Raw genomic sequence first — 22,843 nt, forward strand, 5'->3', positions numbered from 1 at the left:
TCAATATCTTAATTGATAGTAAAATAATTTACGATCTCTTAACTTTAAGTTGTATTTGATGGTTCTCTAATTCTACTTTACTTACATAATCAGGCGTGAAATTTTTAGCAAACTCGCCTAAAGTTTGTTCTTTAATAAAGTCTCCATAATTATCAATTATCTTGGATAAATCAAACTCGCTTATTATCTCAATTAAAATCCTGTCAGTTATAGAAAAATCGGCATTTTTTCGAGCCTGTTGTATGAAGCGTACAATGTCTCTTGCGTATCCTTCTTCTATTAACTCAGGTGTTAGCTCTAAATCAAGTATTAACAAGCTACTATTATTCTCAAAACTTGCTGCTCCTTTAATATGTGAATATGGCTCTAAAACTAGCTTATATTCGTCACTATTTAAGGTTTCACCGCATATAGCTAAACCGCCTGCGATAGCTTCCCACTCACCTTTTTTAGAAGCGGCTATAATCTCTTTCATTTTATGCGGCAAACGTTTACCAAGCATTGGGAAATTAATCGATAGTTTTTTGCTTGCGTAATTCTCTAGATCGTCACGATAAATTACCGCCTTAACATTAATTTCATCTTTAATTAAATCTTCAAAATCTTTAAGGTTATCATTATGTTTACTAATGATAGTTATACTAGCTAGTGGTTGCCTTACTCTGATATTTTCAGTGCTTCGGATAAACAGGCTATTACTGCAAATATCAAGCACATTATCCATAGTAGCAACTAGCTCGTGATTTATTTCAAAGTCTGAGAGAGTAGGGTAGTTGCAGAGATGTACACTAATCTCGTCGTTGCGAGGTACTGATGGGGTGTCATCCCGTGGCTTGACCACCGGATCCAAAAAACAACTTGTAGTGTTGTTGTTTATTGATTTACTGGATCCCGTGGTCAAGCCACGGGATGACAAGCCACTAGGGCCACGGGATGACAGAGTGTCCTCGCAATGACGTAATCCCTTATATATCGCCTCCGAAATCATAGGCACTAGTGCTGACATCGCAATAGCCATGGTTTCAAGGCATGAATACAGAGTATTATAAGCATTTTGCTTATCTGTATCTTTTTCACTTTTCCAAAATCTAGCTCTACTTCGTCTTATATACCAGTTATTCAATACTTCAAAAAATTCTGAAACTGCATGATAAGCCGTTTGCGTATCGAAATTATCTAAGCTCTCTTCAATTTTTTGTACGGCTATTTTAAGCTTGGATAATATATAAACATCAAGCACGTTTTCGGAAGCAAAATTAAGCTCGCCTTTAAGTGAATCGGCATTAGCATACATCGTAAAGAAATGGTAAGCATTCCATATAGGTTTGATAAATAGACGAAGCGTATCAAACACCATCTTACCGTCTTTATCAATTAATAGCTCCTGACCTTTAACAACGTTTGAAGATAACATAGTAACTCTTAAGGCATCTGAGCCGTATTTATCAAATAGCTCCAGCGGATCGGCGTAGTTATTAAGACGCTTTGAAAGTTTTTGACCTGTAGCATCCAAAATTACGCCGTGGCATATACAATTTAAAAATGGTGGACGATCAAATAAAGCGGTAGATAGCACAATTAAAGTATAGAACCATCCGCGTGTTTGAGCTGAATACTCAACTATAAAATCAGCCGGAAAATGATCCTCAAACCATTCTTTATTTTCAAAAGGGTAATGGGCTTGCCCATATGGCATTGAGCCGCTTTCAAACCAGCAATCAAACACGTCTTCGATTCTACGCATTGTTGATTTACCGGTTGGATCATCAGGATTGGCCCTAGTAAGTTCGTCGATAAACGGACGATGTAAATCAGTAACTTTAACTCCGAAATCTTTCTCTAATTCCTCTATAGAGCCGTAAACATCTATGCGTGGATATTTTGGATCGTCTGATTTCCATATAGGCAGCGGCGTTCCCCAGAATCTATTACGGCTTATTGACCAATCACGGGCATTTTCAAGCCACTTACCGAATAAATTATCCTTAACGTGATATGGAATCCAATTTATTTGCTGATTTAATTCTACCATTCTATCTTTAAACTGTGTAACCTTTACATACCATGACGGAACAGCCTTATATATAAGAGGTGTATCTGTTCGCCAGCAATGAGGATAATTATGAATATACTGCTCGGTTTTTAGCCAATTTCCTTGCTCTTTCAGTTTGATAATTATTTTGTCATTTGCGTCAAATACTTGCAAACCCTCTAAATCAGGAATTTCTTTGGTAAACTTACCGCTATTATCAACAGGGCAAACAAGTGAGATCCCTTTTGATTCACAAAGTATTTGGTCATCTTCACCAAAGCCTGGAGCCATATGAACAACGCCCGTGCCGTCACCCTCAACCACGAAATCACCTGCAAATATCTTGAAGCTGTTTGGATGATTCTCGAAATAGTCGAATAAAGGCTTATAACTTAATCCCTGAAGCTCTGAGCCTTTAATTATCTCAAAATTTTCCTCACCGCTAAGTCCTAATTCTTTAGCATATTTAGAGACGGAAGAAGCAGCTATAATATAACAAACACCATTTTTGGGGACTAATGCATAATCTATATCACTACCGACTGTGAGGGCTAGGTTCGATGGCAATGTCCAAGGCGTAGTCGTCCAAGCGAGTATACGGTATTCTTTAAAAGATCCCGTGGCTACGACCACGGGATGACATAGTACAAAACTCACCGTTATTGCTTTATCTGCTCTCTCACGATAAGAATTATCAAGCCTTGTTTCAAAATTAGAAAGCGGTGTTTCGCATGCCCAAGAATAAGGCATTACCCGCATTGACTCGTATAATAGCCCTTTATTATATAGTTCTTTAAACGCCCAAAGGACGGATTCCATAAAATTCTTATCCATCGTTTTATAAGAATTTTTAAAATCCACCCATCTTGCTTGACGAGTTACATATTCTTCCCAATCGTTAGCATATTTCATTACCGAAGCTCTGCAATGTGCATTAAACTTCTCTATACCGAAATTAGTTATTGCAAGACGTCCTGAAATACCAAGTTCTTTCTCTGATTGCATTTCAGCAGGTAGACCGTGGCAGTCCCAGCCAAAGCGACGCTCGACTTTCTTACCTTTTACGGTTTGGTATCTAGCATACACGTCTTTAACAAAGCCGGTAAGCAAGTGACCGTAATGCGGCAAACCGTTTGTAAAAGGTGGACCGTCATAAAAAATAAATTCCGCCTCTCCATTCCTATCGTCAATAGATTTTTGGAATATATTATTGTCTTGCCAAAATTTTAGTATTTCTCGCTCTAAGCCTGCAAAATCAGCATTCGAACTAACTTCAGGATAATATTTAGTATTTGTCATTATCTATTATAATAGTTTGGTCTATTATAATAGATAATGACTAAGAGATAAATACATAATTTGTACTAAACTATTTAATTTTAATGAACAAATGAAAATCAGAGAACCTTTTAACATTAATATTATTAATAAGAAAATTAATAATAACCAAGCTATGTTATCTCCTATTCCGGATGTGGGAGGAATATTTTCAAAATATAAGAAAAATAATGAGCTTTCTTTTGAAGAAATAAGAGATAAAGCTTGGATAGAAAATCTTAAAGATAATTATTGGGGGAAAACAGCGGCAAATATTGAACAACAACCACAGTGGTTATCAGCAAAAGAATCAGAAAAGTTTTTTAAATGAAGCATTTAAGCTCTATAAAAATATTTTTTTGATAAAAATTAGCGAATCAAAACAATATTGCAACTTAATTGCAAGCTAGCCCAAGCTTTATCTGCTGTATATACGGGATAATTTTTGATAGAGCAAGACAAGCTCTATCACCAAGTGATAATCCTAGTTGTTTAGTTTTAGTTATTAGCTCTCCGCTTAAAAAAGCTTGCTCCTCATCAAACGGTAAAATTGTTGGAATAAGATTTGGTATTAGCTTATGTGTTTGCTCTCTTGTTAAACCTTTTCGGTCTATCAAGAATTTTACTACTTCTGCAATATTTACAGTACTCATTACAGCGTAAGGTAGTACTTCTATAATTTTTTCCTGTCCTTTTTCTTCAGCAAGTAAAGCTATCAAGGAAGAGCTATCTAGAATCACAGATTTATCGTTATGAGAAGACATTATCGAACCACAAATTAAAACTTAGAATTTTCTTTATTTGCTTCTTGATATTTCTGCTTTAAAAATTCATCAACAAATGATTCTGATTTAGAGCCATGTTGTTTAAACAATGCTTGAGCTTCTTTTTCAGCCTTATGAAGAGTTACTAAATGTAGTTCATTATTAACTTTATTTATAATGAAAGAATCGCCGGCTTTAAGTTTCATAGCGTTTCTAATTTGATGAGGAATTAATAACCTACCATTTTTATCAATGCTACTATGTAAAGCTTTCATAATTATATCACTTAAATTCTAAGATAGAATATTATAATATACATATAGTGTCAATTATTAATCATGTATTTATTTAAAGCCTACTAAATAATTAATATTACACAAAAATATATTTTACCCCATTTAAGTATATTCTACGTAAACATTCTAACTATGGGGATATTTGAAGGATCAAGTAATTTTTTCATCTGTGAGAAAGTTTTTACTATATTTTCTAAGGCAGTCTCAATAAATTTATCAGTTTCAATATAATTTTCCGATTCGTCTTGGATATAAAAAAGAATAGATGAGACATAAACCGAGAGTAATAAGCCTCTTTTGGTATAATAGTTAAAATCAAGAGATTTATCGCCGGCATAACGCCAAATAGCATCACAACTACGGAATGCAACTTGAGTGCCTTGCATTGGGTTTAATGCAAAATAAGCGGCATTCTTACTATGAATAATAGGAAGCACGTTTTTGATTCTGATCTTTACGGCTAAAAATATTTTCTCTCTTATTTTTTTTGGTTCTTCTATTGTGTTTAAGCTTTCTAACATAATATTATCTAAGTAGCTTTCAAAGAATTCTACTATTTCAGATAAACCTTCCGGAAAAACTATTAAAGCATAACCTTTTGCAAAGCCGCATTTTTCTTCTGCTTTTTCGAATAGCTTATTATTCCATTCATTAAACGGTAATAATTCTAATAAAGATTGCACGAAGCTTATTTTTTTGATATGGTGTTCTTCTTGAATGCTCATATTTTTAACCTTGACATATAACTTAATTATAGGGTATAGTTCAATAAACCACAATATCTTTTAAGGAGAGTAATTTTAGTGATACTAGTAAATGTTCACGCCGGTAATTGTGATAATACGCTTAAGAATTTTAAGAAAAAGCTACAAAGAGAGCTTTATTTTCGTAAGATGAAAGAACAGCGTTATTATGAAACACCTTCAGCGAAGCGTGTTCGTAAAGCACAAGAAGCAGCGAGAAGACAGAGAAAATTTGCTCGTAAAAAAATGTTTGATGAATAAAATTTCAAACTATTTAAATACTAAATATAAAGCTAGAAAAAGCTAGAAATATTAATATTTCTAGCTTTTTTGTTATATAGTCAATTGATTTGAACGAGGTAGTACGTTGTTCGCCCTTTCGCCTATTATTGCTCTACTCTCACGCCTGTCACCAAATGGGGCTGAATTGACTATAGATTGCTTCGTAATTTTCCGTCATTGTGAGGAAATTGCATAGCAATTGACGAAGCAATCTCAGAAGCCTACGGCTACTCGCAAAGCATTGTTGCGTGGATCAATTTTACTTCTGTCATCCCGTGGCTTGACCACGGGTGACACAGTGGGTTTTACCGGTCCACGCAACAATGCCTGCTCGCAATGACGATTAAGTACCCACGCAGCAACGCCTCCGCAGAAATACAATAAGGTATTTAAAACTTGAAATATTCCCAATTGACTTTTTTTATGTTATAAAGAACGGTTATAGTTATATAAACAGTATCTATGCTTAGTTATCTTAAACAAAATTTACATTCTTATTTTTCTAGTAGAATGCTGATTTTTACTTTAATAGCGGCTGCCGTTATTTTTGCCTGTGCTACTTCTTATGTGATATCTTTAGAATCGAAGAATTTTAGTACGATTATTGGATTTTTATTAGTTGATTTAGCAATTTTTTTAATTTTAGGTGTTTTACTAACTCAAAAATTTTTTACTAAAAATAATAATAATGATAGTTCTAAATTACAAAATCGTATTGTAATTGCCTTTAGTTTAGTTGCAGCTATTCCAACTATAATTGTTTCGGTATTTTCTGTTTATTTTTTTAATCTTAGTGTTCAAGCTTGGTTTGATAAGAAGATTTCTACAGTTCTTGACCAATCCGTGATAGTTGCAGAATCTTATATTGCCGAGCATAAATTACAGCTAAAAGAAACGGCTTTAGCCGTTGCTGAAGATTTAAGCGATATGTATTACGATTTAATTCACAATCCCGCTTTATTTACTAAAACACTTAATACTGAAGCAGAAATGCGTTCGCTTGATGAAGCTATAGTTTTAAACAAATCTACTAATACTATAGTAGCTAATAGTTATTTAAGTTTTTCATTATCATTTGCAACTATCCCTGCACATTTAATTAAAAAAGCGGATTTAGGTGAACCGGTGGAAGTAAAATCCGATCCAACCAAAATAAGGATGCTGATTAAATTAAAAGAATATAATGATGTGTATTTATTAATCGGTAGATTAGTAGATAATAAAATTATCGACCATGTAGATGCAACTAACGGAGCAGCTGCCGAGTATAATAGCCTTAAAAATGAAATAGATAATATACAGATTAAGTTCTCTATAATGTTTATCTTTATTGCCTTATTACTTCTTTTTGTAGCTATAAGTTTCGGGGTTATATTTACTGCTAAAATAGTAAAACCTATTAAAAAATTAGTTACTGCAACCGACAAAGTTAAAGATGGTGATTTAACGGTGCAAGTACCTGAAAATGAAGTAGATAAAGACGAAATAGGAACGCTTTATGCGGCATTTAATAGAATGATTAAGCAGCTTTCCCGCCAGCAGCGCGATTTAGTTATAGCACAGAGGGCTATGGCTTGGTCGGATGTTGCAAAAAAAGTAGCCCATGAAATCAAGAACCCGTTAACTCCTATTTTACTTGCTTCTGAAAGGCTGCTTAAGAAATTTAGTCCTGAAATTAAGGAAAGGGCAGAATTTGAAAGTTATTTAAAAATGATTATTCGCCATACTAACGATATTAAAAATATAGTATCCGAATTTGTTCTTTTTGCACGTCTTCCTGCTCCTAAATTTACGAAGAGTGAATTAGTTTATTTAGTTAAGCATATTGTTGAAGCACGTAAATTACTTAATGATAATATTTTGTATAAACTTGAGTCTAACGTAGATCAATTTGATTTTATGTGTGATGCTACCCAAATAAATCAAGTTATGATAAATTTGTTGAAAAATGCAGAAGAGTCAATAGGAGGGCGAGAATCCGGGAAAATAGAAGTTACTATAGATGCTAAAGACGATTTTATTAGTGTTATTGTAATAGATAACGGTAAAGGATTCCCGCCTGAGCTAATAGGCAAAGCTACCGAAAGCTATGTTACGACCAGCATTAAAGGTATGGGAGTAGGGCTTGCTATAGTCAAAAGAATAGTAGAAGAACATTGCGGCATTCTAGATATAGCGAACAGAGAAGAAGAGGGAGCAATAATCGATATAAAATTCGATTTAAAAGAGCTAGATTTGAAAGTCGGACGTTCGGGAGGTTAGAATTATAGTATCGGACAATTTTTGAAAAACCCTATATGTCATCCCCGCGGAAGCGGAAATCCAGTAAAACCTATAAAAACTAAGTTTTATAGGTTCATTTTATTAAATAACCCCGATTATGGATAAGGAATAGAGAGGAAGGAAGGTTACAAGAGTTATTAAACCTTATATAAATAGGGCACTGAAGGAGTAAAATAAAGGTTTAATAACATGTGTAAATATACTACAATATTTTGTATAGTAGATAAATTTTGTAAAATTTATGAGAAATGGGTAAAACATCAATTGCTGAAAAGTAATAAGCAAAGATTTAGAGAAGGTAAGCTTTCCTTAAGTGAAGAACTCTCAATAATGATTTTTACCATTTTAGTGCATATAAACATTTAAAAGCTTATTACCAAAACTTTATTATTAATGGTAATTTGTTCAGGAATCCACCTTGTTATGAGAGATTTGTTCAGCTTATTCCTTCATTATTTCTGCCATTGATTGTGATGTTACATTACTTAAGTGGGAAAAGAACGGGAATTTATTATGCAGATTCCACACATTTTGCAGTATGTAAAAATATCAGAATTAATTCTAACAGAACTTTTAATAATCTTGCAAAAATGGGACGTAGTTCTGTCGATTGGTTTTTTGGATTCAAGCTTCATATGATAATCAATGATAAGGGAGAAATTATTGCTGTTAAAATTACCAAAGGTAATGTTGATGACAGAATTGCATTTGAAGCAATGGTTATCAAAAAAGGTCTAAAAGGTAAGTGTTATGATGATAAGGGGTTTATTTCAGAAAAAATGTTTACAAAACTTTATAAGCAAGGTTTAATTGTAAAAGTAAAGAATTGATCTGACAGTTAAGGATTGTTGGGTACGAAGAAAAAAGATAAGATAGTACCTGGCAAGTTTTAACAACCTACTAAAAAGGAGACTGTCAGATGACAACATATCAAGAAAAAATCATAAAGCCAAGAATCGGTTTATTAAAACTCGCTGAACAATTAGGGAATGTATCACAAGCTTGCAAAGTAATGGGTTATAGCAGGGATACATTTTATCGTTACAAAGAGCTCCATGATCAAGGTGGGGAGGGGGGAAGCTCTATATGAGATGACTAGACGTAAAGCTTGCATTAAGAATCGTGTGCCCGCAAATATAGAGGATGCTGTAGTTAATATAGCTGTTGAATTTCCAGCATTTGGTCAGGAACGTGCTGCTAATGAATTACGCAAGAGTGGGATAATCATTTCTGGTGGCGGAGTTAGATCTGTGTGGTTACGTCATGATTTAGAAAGTTTCAAAAAACGTCTAAAAGCTCTAGAGACTAAAGTAGCAAATGATGGTATTGTTTTAAGTGATAATCAACTTGCTGTTCTTGAAAAAGTTAAAAACCAACGTGAAGCTAGTGGTGAAATAGAAACTATGCACCCTGGCTACCTTGGTTCACAAGATACTTACTATGTTGGTAATATTAAAGGCATAGGCCGTATTTATCAGCAAACTTTTGTCGATACCTATTGAGGAGTAGCTATTTGTAAACTCTATACCGAAAAGACGGCTATTACAGCTGCAGACCACTTAAATGATAAGGTTATTCCATTCTTTGCAAACCATGATATCCCTCTGCTTAGAATATTAACTGATAGAGGTACGGAATATTGTGGAAAACCAGAAAACCATGCTTACCAACTATATCTTGGCATTGAGAATATCGATCATTCCAAAACTAAAGCATATAGTCCTCAAACCAACGGTATCTGTGAGCGTTTCCATAAAACTATGCAGGAAGAGTGCTATCACATTCTATTCCGCAAAAAATTTTATAATTCACTTGATGAATTGCAAACAGATATAGATAACTGGCTTGTGAGTTACAATAATGCAAGACCTCATTCCGGTAAACATTGCTTTGGTAAAACACCAATGCAATCTTTTACAGATTCACTTTATATTGCTAAAGATAAAAATATTGGTAATATTGGTAATATAGATAAAAATATTGGTAATATAGAGAGAATATCAGACAATTTGATGATTGCCCATCAAGCTGCCTGATTACTCAACTCTGTCAGATTAAGTCGTAACTTGTACAATTAAAATTCTCTTTTATGTAGCCAAAAATGGTTTCGATAATGAATCTCTTCCTTAAAAGGATTTTATCCAAAAGAGGTAATAAATAGTTTTTCATATCCTTTCTTATTCCGGTAATTTTTATTAAACCTTGCTTATAAAGTTTTGTAAACATTTTTTCTGAAATAAACTCCTTATCATCATAACACTTACCTTTTAGACCTTTTTGATAACCATTGCTTCAAATGCAATTCTGTCATCAACATTACCTTTGGTAATTTTAACAGCAATAATTTCTCCCTTATCATTGATTATCATATGAAGCTTGAATCCAAAAAACCAATCGACAGAACTACGTCCCATTTTTGCAAGATTATTAAAAGTTCTGTTAGAATTAATTCTGATATTTTTACATACTGCAAAATGTGTGGAATCTGCATAATAAATTCCCGTTCTTTTCCCACTTAAGTAATGTAACATCACAATCAATGGCAGAAATAATGAAGGAATAAGCTGAACAAATCTCTCATAACAAGGTGGATTCCTGAACAAATTACCATTAATAATAAAGTTTTGGTAATAAGCTTTTAAATGTTTATATGCACTAAAATGGTAAAAATCATTATTGAGAGTTCTTCACTTAAGGAAAGCTTACCTTCTCTAAATCTTTGCTTATTACTTTTCAGCAATTGATGTTTTACCCATTTCTCATAAATTTTACAAAATTTATCTACTATACAAAATATTGTAGTATATTTACACATGTTATTAAACCTTTATTTTACTCCTTCAGTGCCCTATTTATATAAGGTTTAATAACTCTTGCAACCTTCCTTCCTCTCTATTCCTTATCCATAATCGGGGTTATGTTAAATATCGCTGAGTGGTACTCGAATTTGTATCCTAGTTCCAAGAAATTTCCGTTTATATATCCGTTAGTATTTTTTAATGATAATCAAAAATATACTGCTTCTTTAAATTTATGGGACTTATTTGAAAATAGTGAATTAGTAAAAGCTACTTGGAGCAATGATTATCAACTTATAGATTTACAAAATATACCTGATGAGAAATTAAAAGAAAATTCTTGGCTAGCTGTTTTACAGATTCTAATGAAATATGTTCACAAAACTAATTTATTTGATAAATGGCAAGAAATATCTAGTTGTTTGACAATAATTGCTAATTCTAATACTGGTGTTGATTATATAAAAAGTGCTTTGAGTTACTCTTTGACTAAAATAGATCAAACTGATAAAATAGAGTTAGAAAATATGCTTAAAACATGTTTAAATCCTAAAGTAGAAGAGAAGATTATGGGAAGTATTGCACATCATTGGCTTCAAGAAGGTATAGAAAAAGGCATACAAATTGGTGAAATGAAATTAGCTGAGATGGTGAAAAAAAATGTTAAGGAAAAATAAGCCTTTAGATGAAATTATTGAATTTACAGGTTTAACCGAAAGAGAGATTGAGGAATTGAAATAACCGTCCGTAATTTTTTCTATTCCTTTATGCAAACCTATAACCCTGCTTTGTTTTGGAAAGTAATTTCTATAGGTGATAGGTTACCGACTTTAAAATATATTTTTTAGCTACGGGTATGATATTAAAATTCTTTTTAAGTAAAATAAAATTTTCATGATGAAAATGAGAGTGAATTAAGTTTTGCGTTGCAAATTCGCCTTTAACTATTTCGCTTATTTTATAAGTATCGGTATCTAATTTCCCCCATCTTTTGAATTTTATAATTTCTAGACTGAAAGCTGCCAAATTCCAATCATAATTAACTAGCGTTTCAAAATTTTTACAATTAATAGTAATATTATCAGAAGCAAAACCCACTACGCTTCCTATGAAAGTTCGATTAGTTAAATTTGCTATTTTGGTATAATCTCTGCCGTCTGTAGATACATATAAGGCTTCATTAATATTACTTTGTAAATAAACTGCTAGATAAGGCTGATCATTTCCCTATACTATATTAAAAGGTAAGTCAAGTATAATACATTTAGCTTGTTCATTTACGGTTTTCTCAAAACCGGATAAAATATTTGCAGTAGGCAAATAATAAGAAGATAAATTATCTTGGTTTGAATCCATGAAAGATTGCTGGTATTAGGAATTTAATTACTTTGCTCTCAATAGAAGCATTTTTTAAAATTAATCCTCCTATCCTCTCTATTTCGGGTAGTGATAAGATAATAGGGATTTTGACGTTAAGGGTTGGACTATTTGAACCTGCTTCATTACTTATGTAACAATAGGAATTAGTATAATTATTAAACCTATCGATAAAATTAATACTAAGTTTGCTAATAATATTTTCTTCAGGTATTTCCGTTTGCTTTAAATAACTATTATCTGAAATTTTTATTAAGCTCTCACTGCTTAGATACTCTAAATTACCTGCTCCTCGCTTCAGAAATTTAATTTTTTCACATTCGCTTGCTATCATATCAAAAAAGTAAAATATTCTTAGAGAATTAATAACATCTATTGTAGATAAAATTTTATTCAAAATAAAACCGTCTACCACTTCGTCAATAGTAGAAATATCGATTTTTTGTAGGTCAATACCGCTTCTAGCAGATAGCTCAAGGATTATCTCGGCAAGACTACAAACTCCGAACTTACCGTTAATCCAATGTCCTTTTTCCCATAAATGATTATCGCTCCAAATATTACCGTGTGGCCATGCAGGGTAGGGGTGTGCATCCCAAGTCCATAAAAACATTTCTTCTATATATTCTTGCATTTGCCAATATTCTATAAATCCTTTAATAGCCGTGCGTTGTACAGAGAAATCCGTACCTGCCGAGGAATATTTAGGGCTACCGCCATTCGTGCATTTAGGATCAAAGAAAACGTTTGGCTGATTTGGAGCTTTATCTATTGACGGAAATCCAAACTCGGTAAACCATATTTTTTTCGTTTTCGGCTCCCAAGCCGTTCGATTCCCATCAGGATTATAATGATGGTTTTCCCACCAATACCCTATATTCTTCCAAGCATAAGCAGTAGATAGAGGCTGTTTATTACCGTTACCGTCTAAATAATAATCATACCCTTGCCTGAACGGCAACCTTTCATAATTTCTTCTTTAGTTATCTGAGAACTTAAAGAACTAGTTAAAGGGAAATAAGCATCTATACCTACAAAATCGATATAAGGGGAGGTAAATAACGGATCTAGATTATACCAGCCACCGCTAGTGCGATGATATTCCGACCAATCGGCAGCATAAGTAACTTGTACATTACTTCCTACTATTTTTTTACTAAATGTGCAAGATTACAAAGCTCGCTTACTGCCGGAAAATTATTGGCTGCATCTTTTATAGAAGTTATGCCGATCAGCTCCGAGCCGATTATAAAGGCATCGACATAATCTTTAACAAGTCGTGCGTAGTGCAGGATGAAATTATTATAACCGTCCGCTTTATGAAAAAATTGCTTACTGCATTTGCAGAATCTGTTACATGTCCACGCCACGGTTTATCTGATAAATCCATGAAAAACATTGGATAAAACATAATTTTTAAATTACGTCTTTTTAACTCGGTTAAGTAACGCACTAAACTAGCATCATTAATCGTGCCGCCGTAATGAGGGTTGTCACGCTAATCTTTAGAGATAATTTTAGCATTCTCTCTATTATAACTACCGACTTGCCAAGTGCATGAATATGAGGTTAGAGGGTCGTTAAACTCTATAGCCGGTTTTATGCTGCAATAGCCTATATCTTAAACTATCGCCGAACCAAGAAACTACAGGTGCTATCCATTTAATATTAGGGCAGGTGTTTTGCAGCTGATTAAGACTAAATACGCTATCTGCAATATTATAATGATTATAGGAGTTAATAGCCTCATGGCTTATAACACCGCCGTAAGAACTTTCTTGAGTTTTATATTGAACTTCCGTATCGTAAACAAATTCCCCTGATTCCGGGATCATGTTAATGCTACTGATTAAATTTTCAACTTTTGCATAATTACTCGGTAAATAAATATTTGGTTTTCTTGTTACCTCAAATGAGCAATGTGGAATAATGTTGCCGAAATAATTCTTCAAATACTATATAGCTAAGTGATCTACAAGCAGGAGTTTTACCGATACCTAAGTTGGTTTCAATTAAAGGATCAGGTAATTGCGTTTCTGATCCTTTATATAATCTAAAATTATACTTACCTAAATTTATAACTTCATCACCCGCCCATACTCTATTAATTTCAGTAATTTCTCCCTCACAAATACTAACTGCAAAAGAAAAGAAATAGCTATATTCAGTGAAATTAGTAACGGATTTTAAGTTATGAAAATAATGGAAATATTCTTTATGACGGGTACTATTTGCGACTTCTTTTATTGTGTCTGCCCAAATTATTTTTCCGTTAACTCTTGCAGTACCGAAAATTAGAGGTATAGCTTCGCCATAATTTGCCGTTACGTACTTAAAGCTTTCTTTGAAATTTTTAATATTATCATATTCTATCGGTTCATGATTTAGTTGATCTAAATACTCCCCGAGCATTTTACCAGCAAATCTTCCCACGCTTGAAAATATGCCGTCGCCAAATGCATTTCCAACAGTACCACCAAGCGAACTAAAAAAACTTTCAAACATAAACATATTTACCATATTATAGTTTAATATGGATTGATATTAGAAGTATGATGTGGTAACACTAATATATAACAATTGTCATACCGTGGCTTTACCACGGTATGACACGCTACCTTTAAAAAACGGAACCATAAATGTTTAAAAAATATATATTTATTCTAATATTATTTATTACGTCTATAGCTTGTGCAGAGATTATCGAAGTAGATAACTTAGATAAAATAAAACAAGATTTTAAAGAAAATTATAATAAAAATTATGTACCTCAGGATTTATTAGTAGTAACGGTTTTAGATGAATTTTTGTTTAAGTCTTTAGTGCCTATTGGTGAACAAATTGATAAAGATATTTATCTTACACTAACTCCTCTTTTGCGTAATTTTAATAAAAATCCAAAAGCTATTTATATAAATCAATTGATTTTAACTAATGATAGTTATAAGAAAGAATTACAAGAATCTGATTTTCCAAATTTTGTAAATGAAATGAGTAATAGCAAAATCCCTATAATAGCAGTAAATGATGGCTTTACCGGTAATTTTAATAATATTCCTAAATTTGAAATATGGTTTGCCGATTATTTAAAGAAAAATTTCGATATTGATTTTTCAAATAGTTTTCCAAACAATAATTATATTATTTTTAATAATTTAGACAGTTTTGCTAATACTTATCCGGTATTTTATAAGGGTATATTGACGAGTAATAATATATCGGAAGCGGAAATGATGATCAATTTCCTTGTTCAAATGAATTTTATACCGAAATGCTTTATAATGATTAGTAGTAGCGTAGAATTGCTAAGCTCAATGGAATTTCAACTTAATAGTTATAGTTCTAATATATTATTTATTGGTTATCATTATAATAATAAAAATACCCCGGAAAATAAAGATGCTGCATATTATAATAAAACCATTGGTGATTTAATACCTCAAATAAATAAGCTAAAAAGAAATAATCCACCTTTAAAGAATAATAATGCGAAAGGTAAAAATCCTTATGACACGAATAAATAAAGTTTTATTGAGTTTACTTTGCTTAGTTATTTCGTATGCGGGCTACGGTCAAATTATTCCTACTTACTCCGTAGATTCAGTAACAATGAAAAATTTATTACCGAAGATAGATGCAGATACGCTGGTACTTATAAATATAGATAATACTATTATAACACCGAAATCCAAATTATTTCGATATCAGGATAATTCTTATATAAATTTTACTAAATATTTATATAGTCTTGCAGCGGATAACGCATCAGTTAATAAAACTATTGCAAAATTGATAGTGCAGCGTCAAATGATGCTTGTTGAATCTAAGTGGGTAGATTTAATTAATAAGATGAAACAGCAAGGTGCAACAGTTTTAGGTCTTCAAGAAATAACGGTTCCATGTAATTTAATTGAAAATTATGAAGGATGGTTATATACCTTACTTTACGGACTCAATATTAATTTTACTAATAAGGTTAATGATAAAGATGTATTTAGATTTAATCCAAGCGATGCTGGAGCCCCTATTTTTTATTTAGGTATAATATTTACCGGTAATATAAATAGAGTAAAAACTCTTATAGAGTTCTTAAAAATTATACCAAAACAACCTAAAAAAATAGTAATTTTTGCAAATAATAAAAAAGATTTAGAAAATATGGACTCTTATTTAAGTATGGTTGATATAGGGTATTATGGAATTGAATATTTGGGATGGCAAATGTTACCGGGGTCACCTGATCATCAAATCGCTGAGTTGCAGCAATCTACGTTTTTAAATACCGGTCAGTGGTTAGAAGATGATACAGCTGCAAAGATGTTAAATAAATAATTATGAATGACAATTTAATTAATGCTTTAAAAGATTTAATTATTAATACCGGTAAGGTTGCATTAGATATAAAAAAGGCAGGAATATTGACTGATACTAAATCAGATGGGTCAGTAGTCACTAATGCCGATAAGGAAATTAGTAAAATAATTTATCAAACTCTACAAACCTTAACTTCTCAAATAGCTATAGTATTTGAAGAGCAGCCGCTACCTATATTAAGCAGTGATACTTTTTGGTTAATTGATCCTATTGACGGGACACGGAGCTATGTAAACGGTAAAAGTACATATACGGTAAATATAGGGGCTTATTGAAAACGGTTTTCCAACCATCGGCTTGATATACACCCTGAAACAGCAAAGCTATATTCTGATGTAAACGGTCGGTTAAAAATCGAACAGAATTCTAAAGAAATATTTGTTAATCATGAATTTAAACATGAAGAGCTTAACGCGGTAATAGGTTTTTATAATTTAAATAAAGCTACTAAAGAATTTTTAAGTAAATATTCATTCGGTCAAATAAATGCAATAGGCAGTTCAATTAAACTATGCTTAATTGCTGAAGGAGCAGCTGATATATATCCAAAATTTGGTCAAACCATGGAATGGGACATAGCGGCAGGTCATGCTTTAATTAAAGCCGGCGGCGGTAATATTTTAGATAACCCCGATTATGGATAAGGAATAGAGAGGAAGGAAGGTTACAAGAGTTATTAAACCTTATATAAATAGGGCACTGAAGGAGTAAAATAAAGGTTTAATAACATGTGTAAATATACTACAATATTTTGTATAGTAGATAAATTTTGTAAAATTTATGAGAAATGGGTAAAACATCAATTGCTGAAAAGTAATAAGCAAAGATTTAGAGAAGGTAAGCTTTCCTTAAGTGAAGAACTCTCAATAATGATTTTTACCATTTTAGTGCATATAAACATTTAAAAGCTTATTACCAAAACTTTATTATTAATGGTAATTTGTTCAGGAATCCACCTTGTTATGAGAGATTTGTTCAGCTTATTCCTTCATTATTTCTGCCATTGATTGTGATGTTACATTACTTAAGTGGGAAAAGAACGGGAATTTATTATGCAGATTCCACACATTTTGCAGTATGTAAAAATATCAGAATTAATTCTAACAGAACTTTTAATAATCTTGCAAAAATGGGACGTAGTTCTGTCGATTGGTTTTTTGGATTCAAGCTTCATATGATAATCAATGATAAGGGAGAAATTATTGCTGTTAAAATTACCAAAGGTAATGTTGATGACAGAATTGCATTTGAAGCAATGGTTATCAAAAAGGTCTAAAAGGTAAGTGTTATGATGATAAGGAGTTTATTTCAGAAAAAATGTTTACAAAACTTTATAAGCAAGGTTTAATAAAAATTACCGGAATAAGAAAGGATATGAAAAACTATTTATTACCTCTTTTGGATAAAATCCTTTTAAGGAAGAGATTCATTATCGAAACCATTTTTGGCTACATAAAAGAGAATTTTAATATTACTCCTTCCAGACATCGATCACCTATTAATTTCTTTACTTCTCTATTCTCTGCTCTTATTGCTTACCAACTTAAACCTAATAAACCATGTATTTCTTATCCATAATCGGGGTTAGATACGCATGGACAAGAAATTACTTACGGCAAAGAAAATTTCGCTAATCCTAATTTTTTCGCCTGTAGCCTGTAGTAAATATTTATTGGAAAGGGAGGCAAAAATGTCATCCCGCGACTTGATCGCGGGATCTAGTTAAAAATACTAAAATTATTAGTGTTCTTAGTTGTTTTTCTGGATACCGTGGTCAAGCCACGGGATGACATCGAACGCGTTTTTCGATCCACGCAGACACTGCCAAACTCGCATCAAACCAACTTCTTTAACTCATAAATTAACTCAAGTGCTTCTTTAGGGGATAGTTTATCAGGATCTATAGTTCTAAATTTTTCATCTAATTTGTTGCTTATAGTAGTTTTATTAGACTCAAGATTGAACAAACTCAAATTATTTGATTCCGTCGATAATATATTTTTTCCTTTACCTGTAGAAGTTTTTTCAAATTTAAGCAGAATCTGCTCAGCTCTGTTTATAACACTTGCAGGAAGACCGGCAAGAGCCGCAACATGAAGACCGTAAGACCTATCGGCAGCGCCTGATATAATATTATGTAAAAATAGAATATCTTTACCTGACTCCTCAATAGCAATAGTATAATTTTGCAAAGCCGGCAGGAAATTACTCATAACGGTTAGCTCATGATAGTGCGTTGCAAATAAACAGCGACATTTTAGCTTATCATGGATATATTCAAGCACCGACCATGCTATAGATACCCCGTCATAAGTGGATGTCCCTCTACCTACCTCATCAAGTATGATTAGTGAGTTTTTTGTAGATTGGGCAAGAATCGCTGAGGTTTCAAGCATCTCTGCCATAAAGGTCGATTGTCCCTTAATTAAGTCATCGGCAGCACCTATTCGGCTAAATATTTTGTCGACTACTCCTATTTTAGCACTTTTAGCCGGCACAAACGAACCTATTTGAGCAATGATTGCAATAATGGCGTTTTGACGTAAAAAAGTACTTTTACCTGCCATATTAGGACCGGTAATTAACCAAATACGCTCAAGCTCCGATAAATGACAATCATTATATACAAAGCTTTTGCTTTCTTGCTGTAGTGCTTTCTCTACTACAGGATGCCGTCCTTTAACGATGTCAAAGCTTAAATCATCGGTAAATTCAGCCTTAACATAATCATATTCATCAGCGATGTAAGCAAAATTACAAAATACGTCAAGTCCGCTTAAAGAGCTTGCAAGTATTCGTAAATAGGAAGCTTTTTCAATTACTTGGCTACAAATATCCGCATATAATTCTTTTTCTAAACTTATTACTAAGGTTTTGGCATTGACTAAGTCGCTTTCAAGCTTTTGTAATTCGGCAGTAGTGTAGCGGACATTATTAACTGTGGTTTGACGGTGAATAAATTTGGAATCGGTGATTTTATTGACATTTTTAGCAGTTATATCGATAAAAAGCCCTATAACATTATTATGGGATATTTTTAAACTGTCTATTCTCGTTTCTTTGCGATATTGCTCTTTTAGCTTTTCAATATGTAATTTTCCGTTATTAATTAAATCATGTAATTGTGCTACTTTCGGATGATATTCATGTTTTATTATACCCCCTTCATTTAAATTATTCGGTGCATTTTCCCGTATTGTTTCATCTATTAAATTATATAACTCTTCATTACCTGACAGTGGCTTAATAATTTTTTCAATAAAATCAGGCAAATTAAAACCGTAAGCATCAAAAAATACTCCTTTAATAATCGTTGCAGTTTCCAAGGTATATTTAATACTAAGTAAATCACGACCCGAACTTCTGTTCATCGTAATACGGGTTAAGCAGCGTTCTATATCACTAGTTTTTTTTAGAAGTTCTCTAGTTCTTTTTACTATTTCTAAGTTGGAATAAAAGAACTCGGTAATATTTAAACGATGATTTATTTTAGCAATGTCGGTTAAAGGACTTGAAAGAAAATTATATAGTAAACGTCCGCCTTGTTTAGTAACCGTATGATTAAGGGTGCTTAGTAAACTTCCTTTCGAGCTGCCTTGTGAGTTTGTTACAATTTCAAGATTGCGTCTAGTTGCAAAATCAATAGTCATATAGCTATGAAAATTGATAATTCTAGGGATTGGCAAATGAGGAATATTTTGTTTTTGCGTTAACGATAAATATTCTAAAATGCTACCTATGGCACAAATTTGACTGCTAGATATTTCTCCAACTCCTTTAATATCTTTCATTTTATAAAAATCTAAAATAATTTTTCCACATTTATTAACTGCAAAAAAACTATCAACTTGATAAGTAATACGAAAATTTAATTGTTTAAAAATACTATCCGCAAGATTAGAAGATCTTAGATTTTCGCTAAGTAAAATTTCACGAGGTTTTAAACGGGCAAGTTCATTAAGAATTTCGGCTTCCGGTACATTAACTACAAAAATTTCGGAAGTAGAAAGATCAACATAACAAAGGCTAGCCGTTTCTTTATTTTTTGGTATTACGAGACTTGCTAAATAATTAGGTTCTGCTGAAGCAATTAGATTTTCTTCAATTATAGTTCCTGGAGTTATAATACGTGTGACGTCTCTAGTAACTACCGCTTTATAACCGCCTCTATTCTTTGCTTCTTCGGGTGTTTCTAGTTGATCACAAATAGCAACCTTATAATTTTCTTCAATTAACTTAGTTAAATAATTCTCAAGAGCATGATAAGGTACTCCGCACATCGCAATTTCTTCTTCGCCGTTTTTGCCTCGCTTTGTTAAAGCAATGCCAAGTACATTGCTTGCTAGAATTGCATCTTCATAGAACATCTCATAAAAATCACCCATTCTAAATAATAATAAACAATCTAAATGAGCAAATTTAATGTCTAGATATTGCTGCATCATTTTCGTTGCAACATCGTAATTATATTTTTGTTTAAACTCTTGAAGATTCATATTAAGCAAAGTTATATATTAGTTTATCAGATATAGGCTTTATTGCGTAGACCAGTTTCCTAATTGTCATCCCGCGACTTGATCGCGGGATCCAGTTAAAAATACTAAAATTATTAGTGTTCTTAGTTGTTTTTATGGACCCCGTGGTCAAGCCACGGTATGACACCGAGTGCTTTTTTATATCCATGCAACAATGCCCACTCGCAATGACGACGTCTATCTATATAAAACTACTTTATCTTTGATAGGCGGGTGCTATGTCTGCCGCCTTCAAATTTGGTAGTTAAAAACTTATCTATAATATCAAATACTATTTTGTGATCTACGGTTTTTGCTCCGAGTATCAAAATATTAGCGTCATTATGAGCTTTAGCATTTTCGGCAGTTAATATATCATTGCATAAAGCGGCTCTTATCTCCGAGCTACGATTAGCAGCTATAGACATACCAATCCCCGTATCACTAATTAAAATACCGATAGGTGCTAATTTTTCAATAATAATATCTACTACTTTCTTAGCATAATCAGGATAATCAACGGTTTGTGTATTATTCGTTCCGCAGTCATAAATCTTTAGAGATTTCTGCTCTAAATAATTGATAATTTCAGACTTAAGCTCATAACTTGAATGATCACTAGCTATGACAATATTATAAGTTTTCATAGTTAATTTTTTGATGGCAAATAATGATAAAAATTATATACTATGTAAGATTTGTTTTCTAATGTAAATAATAGTTTTGTTAAATATATGAAATATCCTGTTGCACTTAGTATCGTTATATGTTTTTGTTTAGTTTCTTGTGTTGATCAGCCACCGGCTCCAATTGAGTATAAAGTAGGAGATGTTACTGCAAATAATAATTCTACCGAACTAGAACACGACGAGGGGTTGATAGTTCAAAGAACTATGGAAGACGATCCCGTATCAGAAAAAGTTAGTGGTAGACTCGAAGAACCAAAGGCAAAAATTATAGAAGATGATAATGATAATATTGAGATTCCTATATTTCGGAATGAAGACGAAGATGAAGAAGCGATAGAACAATTAAATTTTGTAAAACCGTTAAATGGGGTAATTATTACCGAGTTTAAAGCCGGTAAAAGTAAAGGGATAGATATTGCCGCTAAAGAATATAGCGAAGTTAAATCTATTGCTGCAGGAACGGTAATATATTCAGGCTTTAATAAACAATTCGGTAATTTAGTAATAGTTAAGTTAGATAAAGATGATTTGGAAGTAGCATATGCGAGTTTAGACGATTTGTTACTTAAAAAAGGTGATAAAATTGCTAAAAATAGTGTTATCGGACATGTAGAACATAAGTTATATTTTGCGATGCGTAAAAACAAAATAGCGGTTGATCCAAGCAAATATATAGAATTTTAAATGGAAGATTTTATTACTCTTACCAAATACGGCGAACCTCAAAATGTTATAGTAAGGAGGAGTAGCCAAGCTAAAAATATAGCCATCCGAATTACGTCTAAAGGTGCAGAGCTTGTATTACCTCTTAAGGTAAAAGTCGAAAAAGGTCATAATTTTTTATTAAGTAAAGAATATTGGGTTAGGCAAAAATTACGTCGTAATGTAACTGAGATACCAAAGGATGAAGATAAGATTTCTATTTTGGGTAAATCTTATGAAATAATACATATTGATTCGTCTAAAAATCAGATAAAACTAAATGATTCTACGTTAGAAGTGTATTGCAGTAAGGTACTAAAAAAACTTAGTATAGAAGTATTCCTTAAAAAGAAATTATTAGCAGAAATAAAAATAATAGTAGAGAATATATCCAAAAAACATAATTTGACTTATTCTAATATTAGAATAATGGAAAATGTTAGCCGTTGGGGGAGTTGTTGTAGCAAAGGGAATCTTGCTTTTAATTGGCGGGTAGTTTTTGCCCCCTTTGAAGTACTAAAATATTTAGTAGCTCATGAAATGGCACATTTAAAAGAAATGAACCATAGCAAAAATTTTTGGCAGTTAGTTGAGGATATATATCCTGAATACCAACCGGCAAAATTATGGCTAAAAAGAAACGGTAAAAATTTATATAGTTATTTGTCATGA

General features: G+C 32.4%; 25 protein-coding genes and 5 pseudogenes. 13 read left to right on the forward strand and 17 right to left on the reverse strand.

What is annotated here, in order from left to right:
* Positions 1 to 28 precede the first annotated feature (28 nt).
* Complete coding sequence (gene ileS / locus RMONA_RS03815) at positions 29 to 3,331, reverse strand: isoleucine--tRNA ligase (RefSeq protein WP_023507732.1); 3,303 nt, start codon at positions 3,329 to 3,331, stop codon at positions 29 to 31.
* A 91-nt stretch (positions 3,332 to 3,422) separates the two neighbouring features.
* On the opposite strand from ileS, the gene RMONA_RS10310 reads away from it, so the two are divergent.
* On the forward strand, positions 3,423 to 3,680 hold the full coding sequence (locus RMONA_RS10310) for a hypothetical protein (protein ID WP_023507733.1): 258 nt from the start codon (positions 3,423 to 3,425) through the stop codon (positions 3,678 to 3,680).
* A gap of 64 nt (positions 3,681 to 3,744) precedes the next feature.
* Here RMONA_RS10310 and RMONA_RS03825 read toward each other — a convergent pair whose 3' ends face one another.
* The 4 genes and pseudogenes from RMONA_RS03825 to RMONA_RS03835 form a co-directional block, all read right to left on the reverse strand.
* The gene (locus tag RMONA_RS03825; RefSeq protein WP_023507734.1) at positions 3,745 to 4,113 is read right to left on the reverse strand and encodes a type II toxin-antitoxin system VapC family toxin; all 369 of its coding nucleotides are present in this window, start codon (positions 4,111 to 4,113) and stop codon (positions 3,745 to 3,747) included.
* 14 nt (positions 4,114 to 4,127) lie between these two features.
* A complete protein-coding gene (locus RMONA_RS11425; protein ID WP_037231333.1) occupies positions 4,128 to 4,319 on the reverse strand; it encodes a hypothetical protein in 192 nt (63 codons plus the stop codon).
* A pseudogene (locus tag RMONA_RS11185) lies at positions 4,308 to 4,388 on the reverse strand (hypothetical protein); the annotation flags it as partial. The pseudogene RMONA_RS11185 and the gene RMONA_RS11425, both read right to left, overlap by 12 nt.
* Before the next feature lie 134 nt (positions 4,389 to 4,522).
* Entirely contained in the window at positions 4,523 to 5,134 is a 612-nt protein-coding gene (locus RMONA_RS03835; RefSeq protein WP_023507736.1) for a COQ9 family protein, read from the reverse strand.
* A gap of 78 nt (positions 5,135 to 5,212) precedes the next feature.
* Here RMONA_RS03835 and rpsU point away from each other — a divergent pair, with 78 nt between their 5' ends.
* Positions 5,213 to 5,413 (forward strand): 30S ribosomal protein S21, encoded by a 201-nt coding sequence (gene rpsU / locus RMONA_RS03840; protein WP_012148483.1) that lies wholly within the window; start codon positions 5,213 to 5,215, stop codon positions 5,411 to 5,413.
* A gap of 234 nt (positions 5,414 to 5,647) precedes the next feature.
* Here the strand turns inward: rpsU and RMONA_RS09230 are convergent, their stop codons facing one another.
* A complete protein-coding gene (locus RMONA_RS09230; protein WP_157699825.1) occupies positions 5,648 to 5,845 on the reverse strand; it encodes a hypothetical protein in 198 nt (65 codons plus the stop codon).
* Positions 5,846 to 5,896: 51 nt separating this feature from the next.
* Here RMONA_RS09230 and RMONA_RS03845 point away from each other — a divergent pair, with 51 nt between their 5' ends.
* The 3 genes and pseudogenes from RMONA_RS03845 to RMONA_RS03855 all read left to right on the forward strand — a co-directional run bounded on the left by RMONA_RS03845 (position 5,897) and on the right by RMONA_RS03855 (position 9,753).
* A complete protein-coding gene (locus RMONA_RS03845; RefSeq protein ID WP_023507737.1) occupies positions 5,897 to 7,696 on the forward strand; it encodes a sensor histidine kinase NtrY-like in 1,800 nt (599 codons plus the stop codon).
* Positions 7,697 to 8,190: 494 nt separating this feature from the next.
* The gene (locus tag RMONA_RS07350) at positions 8,191 to 8,547 is read left to right on the forward strand and encodes a transposase (RefSeq protein ID WP_052701320.1); all 357 of its coding nucleotides are present in this window, start codon (positions 8,191 to 8,193) and stop codon (positions 8,545 to 8,547) included.
* Positions 8,548 to 8,636: 89 nt separating this feature from the next.
* Positions 8,637 to 9,753, forward strand: a pseudogene (locus tag RMONA_RS03855) (IS481 family transposase).
* Between the two features lie 13 nt (positions 9,754 to 9,766).
* Here the strand turns inward: RMONA_RS03855 and RMONA_RS08275 are convergent.
* Both RMONA_RS08275 and RMONA_RS03860 read right to left on the reverse strand, forming a co-directional pair.
* A complete protein-coding gene (locus RMONA_RS08275; RefSeq protein ID WP_242402797.1) occupies positions 9,767 to 9,943 on the reverse strand; it encodes a transposase in 177 nt (58 codons plus the stop codon).
* A 41-nt stretch (positions 9,944 to 9,984) separates the two neighbouring features.
* Complete coding sequence (locus RMONA_RS03860; protein WP_023507103.1) at positions 9,985 to 10,248, reverse strand: transposase; 264 nt, start codon at positions 10,246 to 10,248, stop codon at positions 9,985 to 9,987.
* A gap of 416 nt (positions 10,249 to 10,664) precedes the next feature.
* On the opposite strand from RMONA_RS03860, the gene RMONA_RS11430 reads away from it, so the two are divergent.
* On the forward strand, positions 10,665 to 11,192 hold the full coding sequence (locus RMONA_RS11430; RefSeq protein WP_242402798.1) for an Rpn family recombination-promoting nuclease/putative transposase: 528 nt from the start codon (positions 10,665 to 10,667) through the stop codon (positions 11,190 to 11,192).
* Between the two features lie 130 nt (positions 11,193 to 11,322).
* Here RMONA_RS11430 and RMONA_RS03870 read toward each other — a convergent pair whose 3' ends face one another.
* From RMONA_RS03870 to RMONA_RS11195, 6 genes and pseudogenes are all read right to left on the reverse strand, one after another.
* Complete coding sequence (locus tag RMONA_RS03870) at positions 11,323 to 11,613, reverse strand: hypothetical protein (RefSeq protein WP_023507740.1); 291 nt, start codon at positions 11,611 to 11,613, stop codon at positions 11,323 to 11,325.
* Positions 11,614 to 11,742: 129 nt separating this feature from the next.
* Positions 11,743 to 11,871: a hypothetical protein gene (locus tag RMONA_RS10910; RefSeq protein WP_023507741.1), complete on the reverse strand. Its 129-nt coding sequence runs from the start codon at positions 11,869 to 11,871 to the stop codon at positions 11,743 to 11,745.
* On the reverse strand, positions 11,852 to 12,853 hold the full coding sequence (locus tag RMONA_RS03875; protein ID WP_023507742.1) for a baseplate megatron protein TIM-barrel domain-containing protein: 1,002 nt from the start codon (positions 12,851 to 12,853) through the stop codon (positions 11,852 to 11,854). The genes RMONA_RS10910 and RMONA_RS03875 overlap by 20 nt, the downstream gene beginning before the upstream one ends.
* Positions 12,820 to 13,262 (reverse strand): annotated as a pseudogene (locus tag RMONA_RS11435) (baseplate megatron protein TIM-barrel domain-containing protein). The gene RMONA_RS03875 and the pseudogene RMONA_RS11435 overlap by 34 nt, the downstream one beginning before the upstream one ends.
* Positions 13,263 to 13,472: 210 nt before the next feature.
* Positions 13,473 to 13,727: a hypothetical protein gene (locus RMONA_RS03885; RefSeq protein WP_023507743.1), complete on the reverse strand. Its 255-nt coding sequence runs from the start codon at positions 13,725 to 13,727 to the stop codon at positions 13,473 to 13,475.
* A gap of 424 nt (positions 13,728 to 14,151) precedes the next feature.
* Positions 14,152 to 14,397: pseudogene (locus RMONA_RS11195) on the reverse strand (host specificity protein); the annotation flags it as partial.
* Between the two features lie 134 nt (positions 14,398 to 14,531).
* Here RMONA_RS11195 and RMONA_RS03895 point away from each other — a divergent pair.
* From RMONA_RS03895 to RMONA_RS03915, 5 genes and pseudogenes are all read left to right on the forward strand, one after another.
* Positions 14,532 to 15,416 (forward strand): DUF2608 domain-containing protein, encoded by an 885-nt coding sequence (locus tag RMONA_RS03895; RefSeq protein WP_023507745.1) that lies wholly within the window; start codon positions 14,532 to 14,534, stop codon positions 15,414 to 15,416.
* Positions 15,379 to 16,224 (forward strand): DUF2608 domain-containing protein, encoded by an 846-nt coding sequence (locus RMONA_RS03900; protein ID WP_037231353.1) that lies wholly within the window; start codon positions 15,379 to 15,381, stop codon positions 16,222 to 16,224. The genes RMONA_RS03895 and RMONA_RS03900 overlap by 38 nt, the downstream gene beginning before the upstream one ends.
* A gap of 2 nt (positions 16,225 to 16,226) precedes the next feature.
* A pseudogene (locus tag RMONA_RS03905) lies at positions 16,227 to 16,910 on the forward strand (3'(2'),5'-bisphosphate nucleotidase CysQ family protein).
* Positions 16,911 to 17,278: 368 nt separating this feature from the next.
* Complete coding sequence (locus RMONA_RS03910; protein ID WP_023507103.1) at positions 17,279 to 17,542, forward strand: transposase; 264 nt, start codon at positions 17,279 to 17,281, stop codon at positions 17,540 to 17,542.
* Positions 17,543 to 17,583: 41 nt separating this feature from the next.
* Positions 17,584 to 17,844: a transposase gene (locus RMONA_RS03915; protein WP_023507102.1), complete on the forward strand. Its 261-nt coding sequence runs from the start codon at positions 17,584 to 17,586 to the stop codon at positions 17,842 to 17,844.
* Positions 17,845 to 18,101: 257 nt separating this feature from the next.
* Here RMONA_RS03915 and mutS read toward each other — a convergent pair whose 3' ends face one another.
* Genes mutS through rpiB form a run of 3 tightly spaced genes read right to left on the reverse strand, consistent with a single transcriptional unit; the run spans position 18,102 to position 21,427 of the window.
* Entirely contained in the window at positions 18,102 to 20,762 is a 2,661-nt protein-coding gene (gene mutS, locus RMONA_RS03920) for a DNA mismatch repair protein MutS (protein ID WP_023507748.1), read from the reverse strand.
* Between the two features lies 1 nt (position 20,763).
* Complete coding sequence (locus tag RMONA_RS10325) at positions 20,764 to 20,949, reverse strand: hypothetical protein (RefSeq protein WP_242402877.1); 186 nt, start codon at positions 20,947 to 20,949, stop codon at positions 20,764 to 20,766.
* A 43-nt stretch (positions 20,950 to 20,992) separates the two neighbouring features.
* Complete coding sequence (gene rpiB, locus RMONA_RS03925) at positions 20,993 to 21,427, reverse strand: ribose 5-phosphate isomerase B (RefSeq protein ID WP_023507749.1); 435 nt, start codon at positions 21,425 to 21,427, stop codon at positions 20,993 to 20,995.
* A gap of 51 nt (positions 21,428 to 21,478) precedes the next feature.
* Here rpiB and RMONA_RS03930 point away from each other — a divergent pair, with 51 nt between their 5' ends.
* Positions 21,479 to 22,153, forward strand: a complete 675-nt coding sequence (locus RMONA_RS03930) for a murein hydrolase activator EnvC family protein (RefSeq protein ID WP_037231368.1) — start codon at positions 21,479 to 21,481, stop codon at positions 22,151 to 22,153.
* Positions 22,154 to 22,843, forward strand: a complete 690-nt coding sequence (locus tag RMONA_RS03935; RefSeq protein WP_023507751.1) for a M48 family metallopeptidase — start codon at positions 22,154 to 22,156, stop codon at positions 22,841 to 22,843.

Source organism: Rickettsia monacensis (assembly GCF_000499665.2).
GTDB classification, from domain to species: domain Bacteria; phylum Pseudomonadota; class Alphaproteobacteria; order Rickettsiales; family Rickettsiaceae; genus Rickettsia; species Rickettsia tamurae.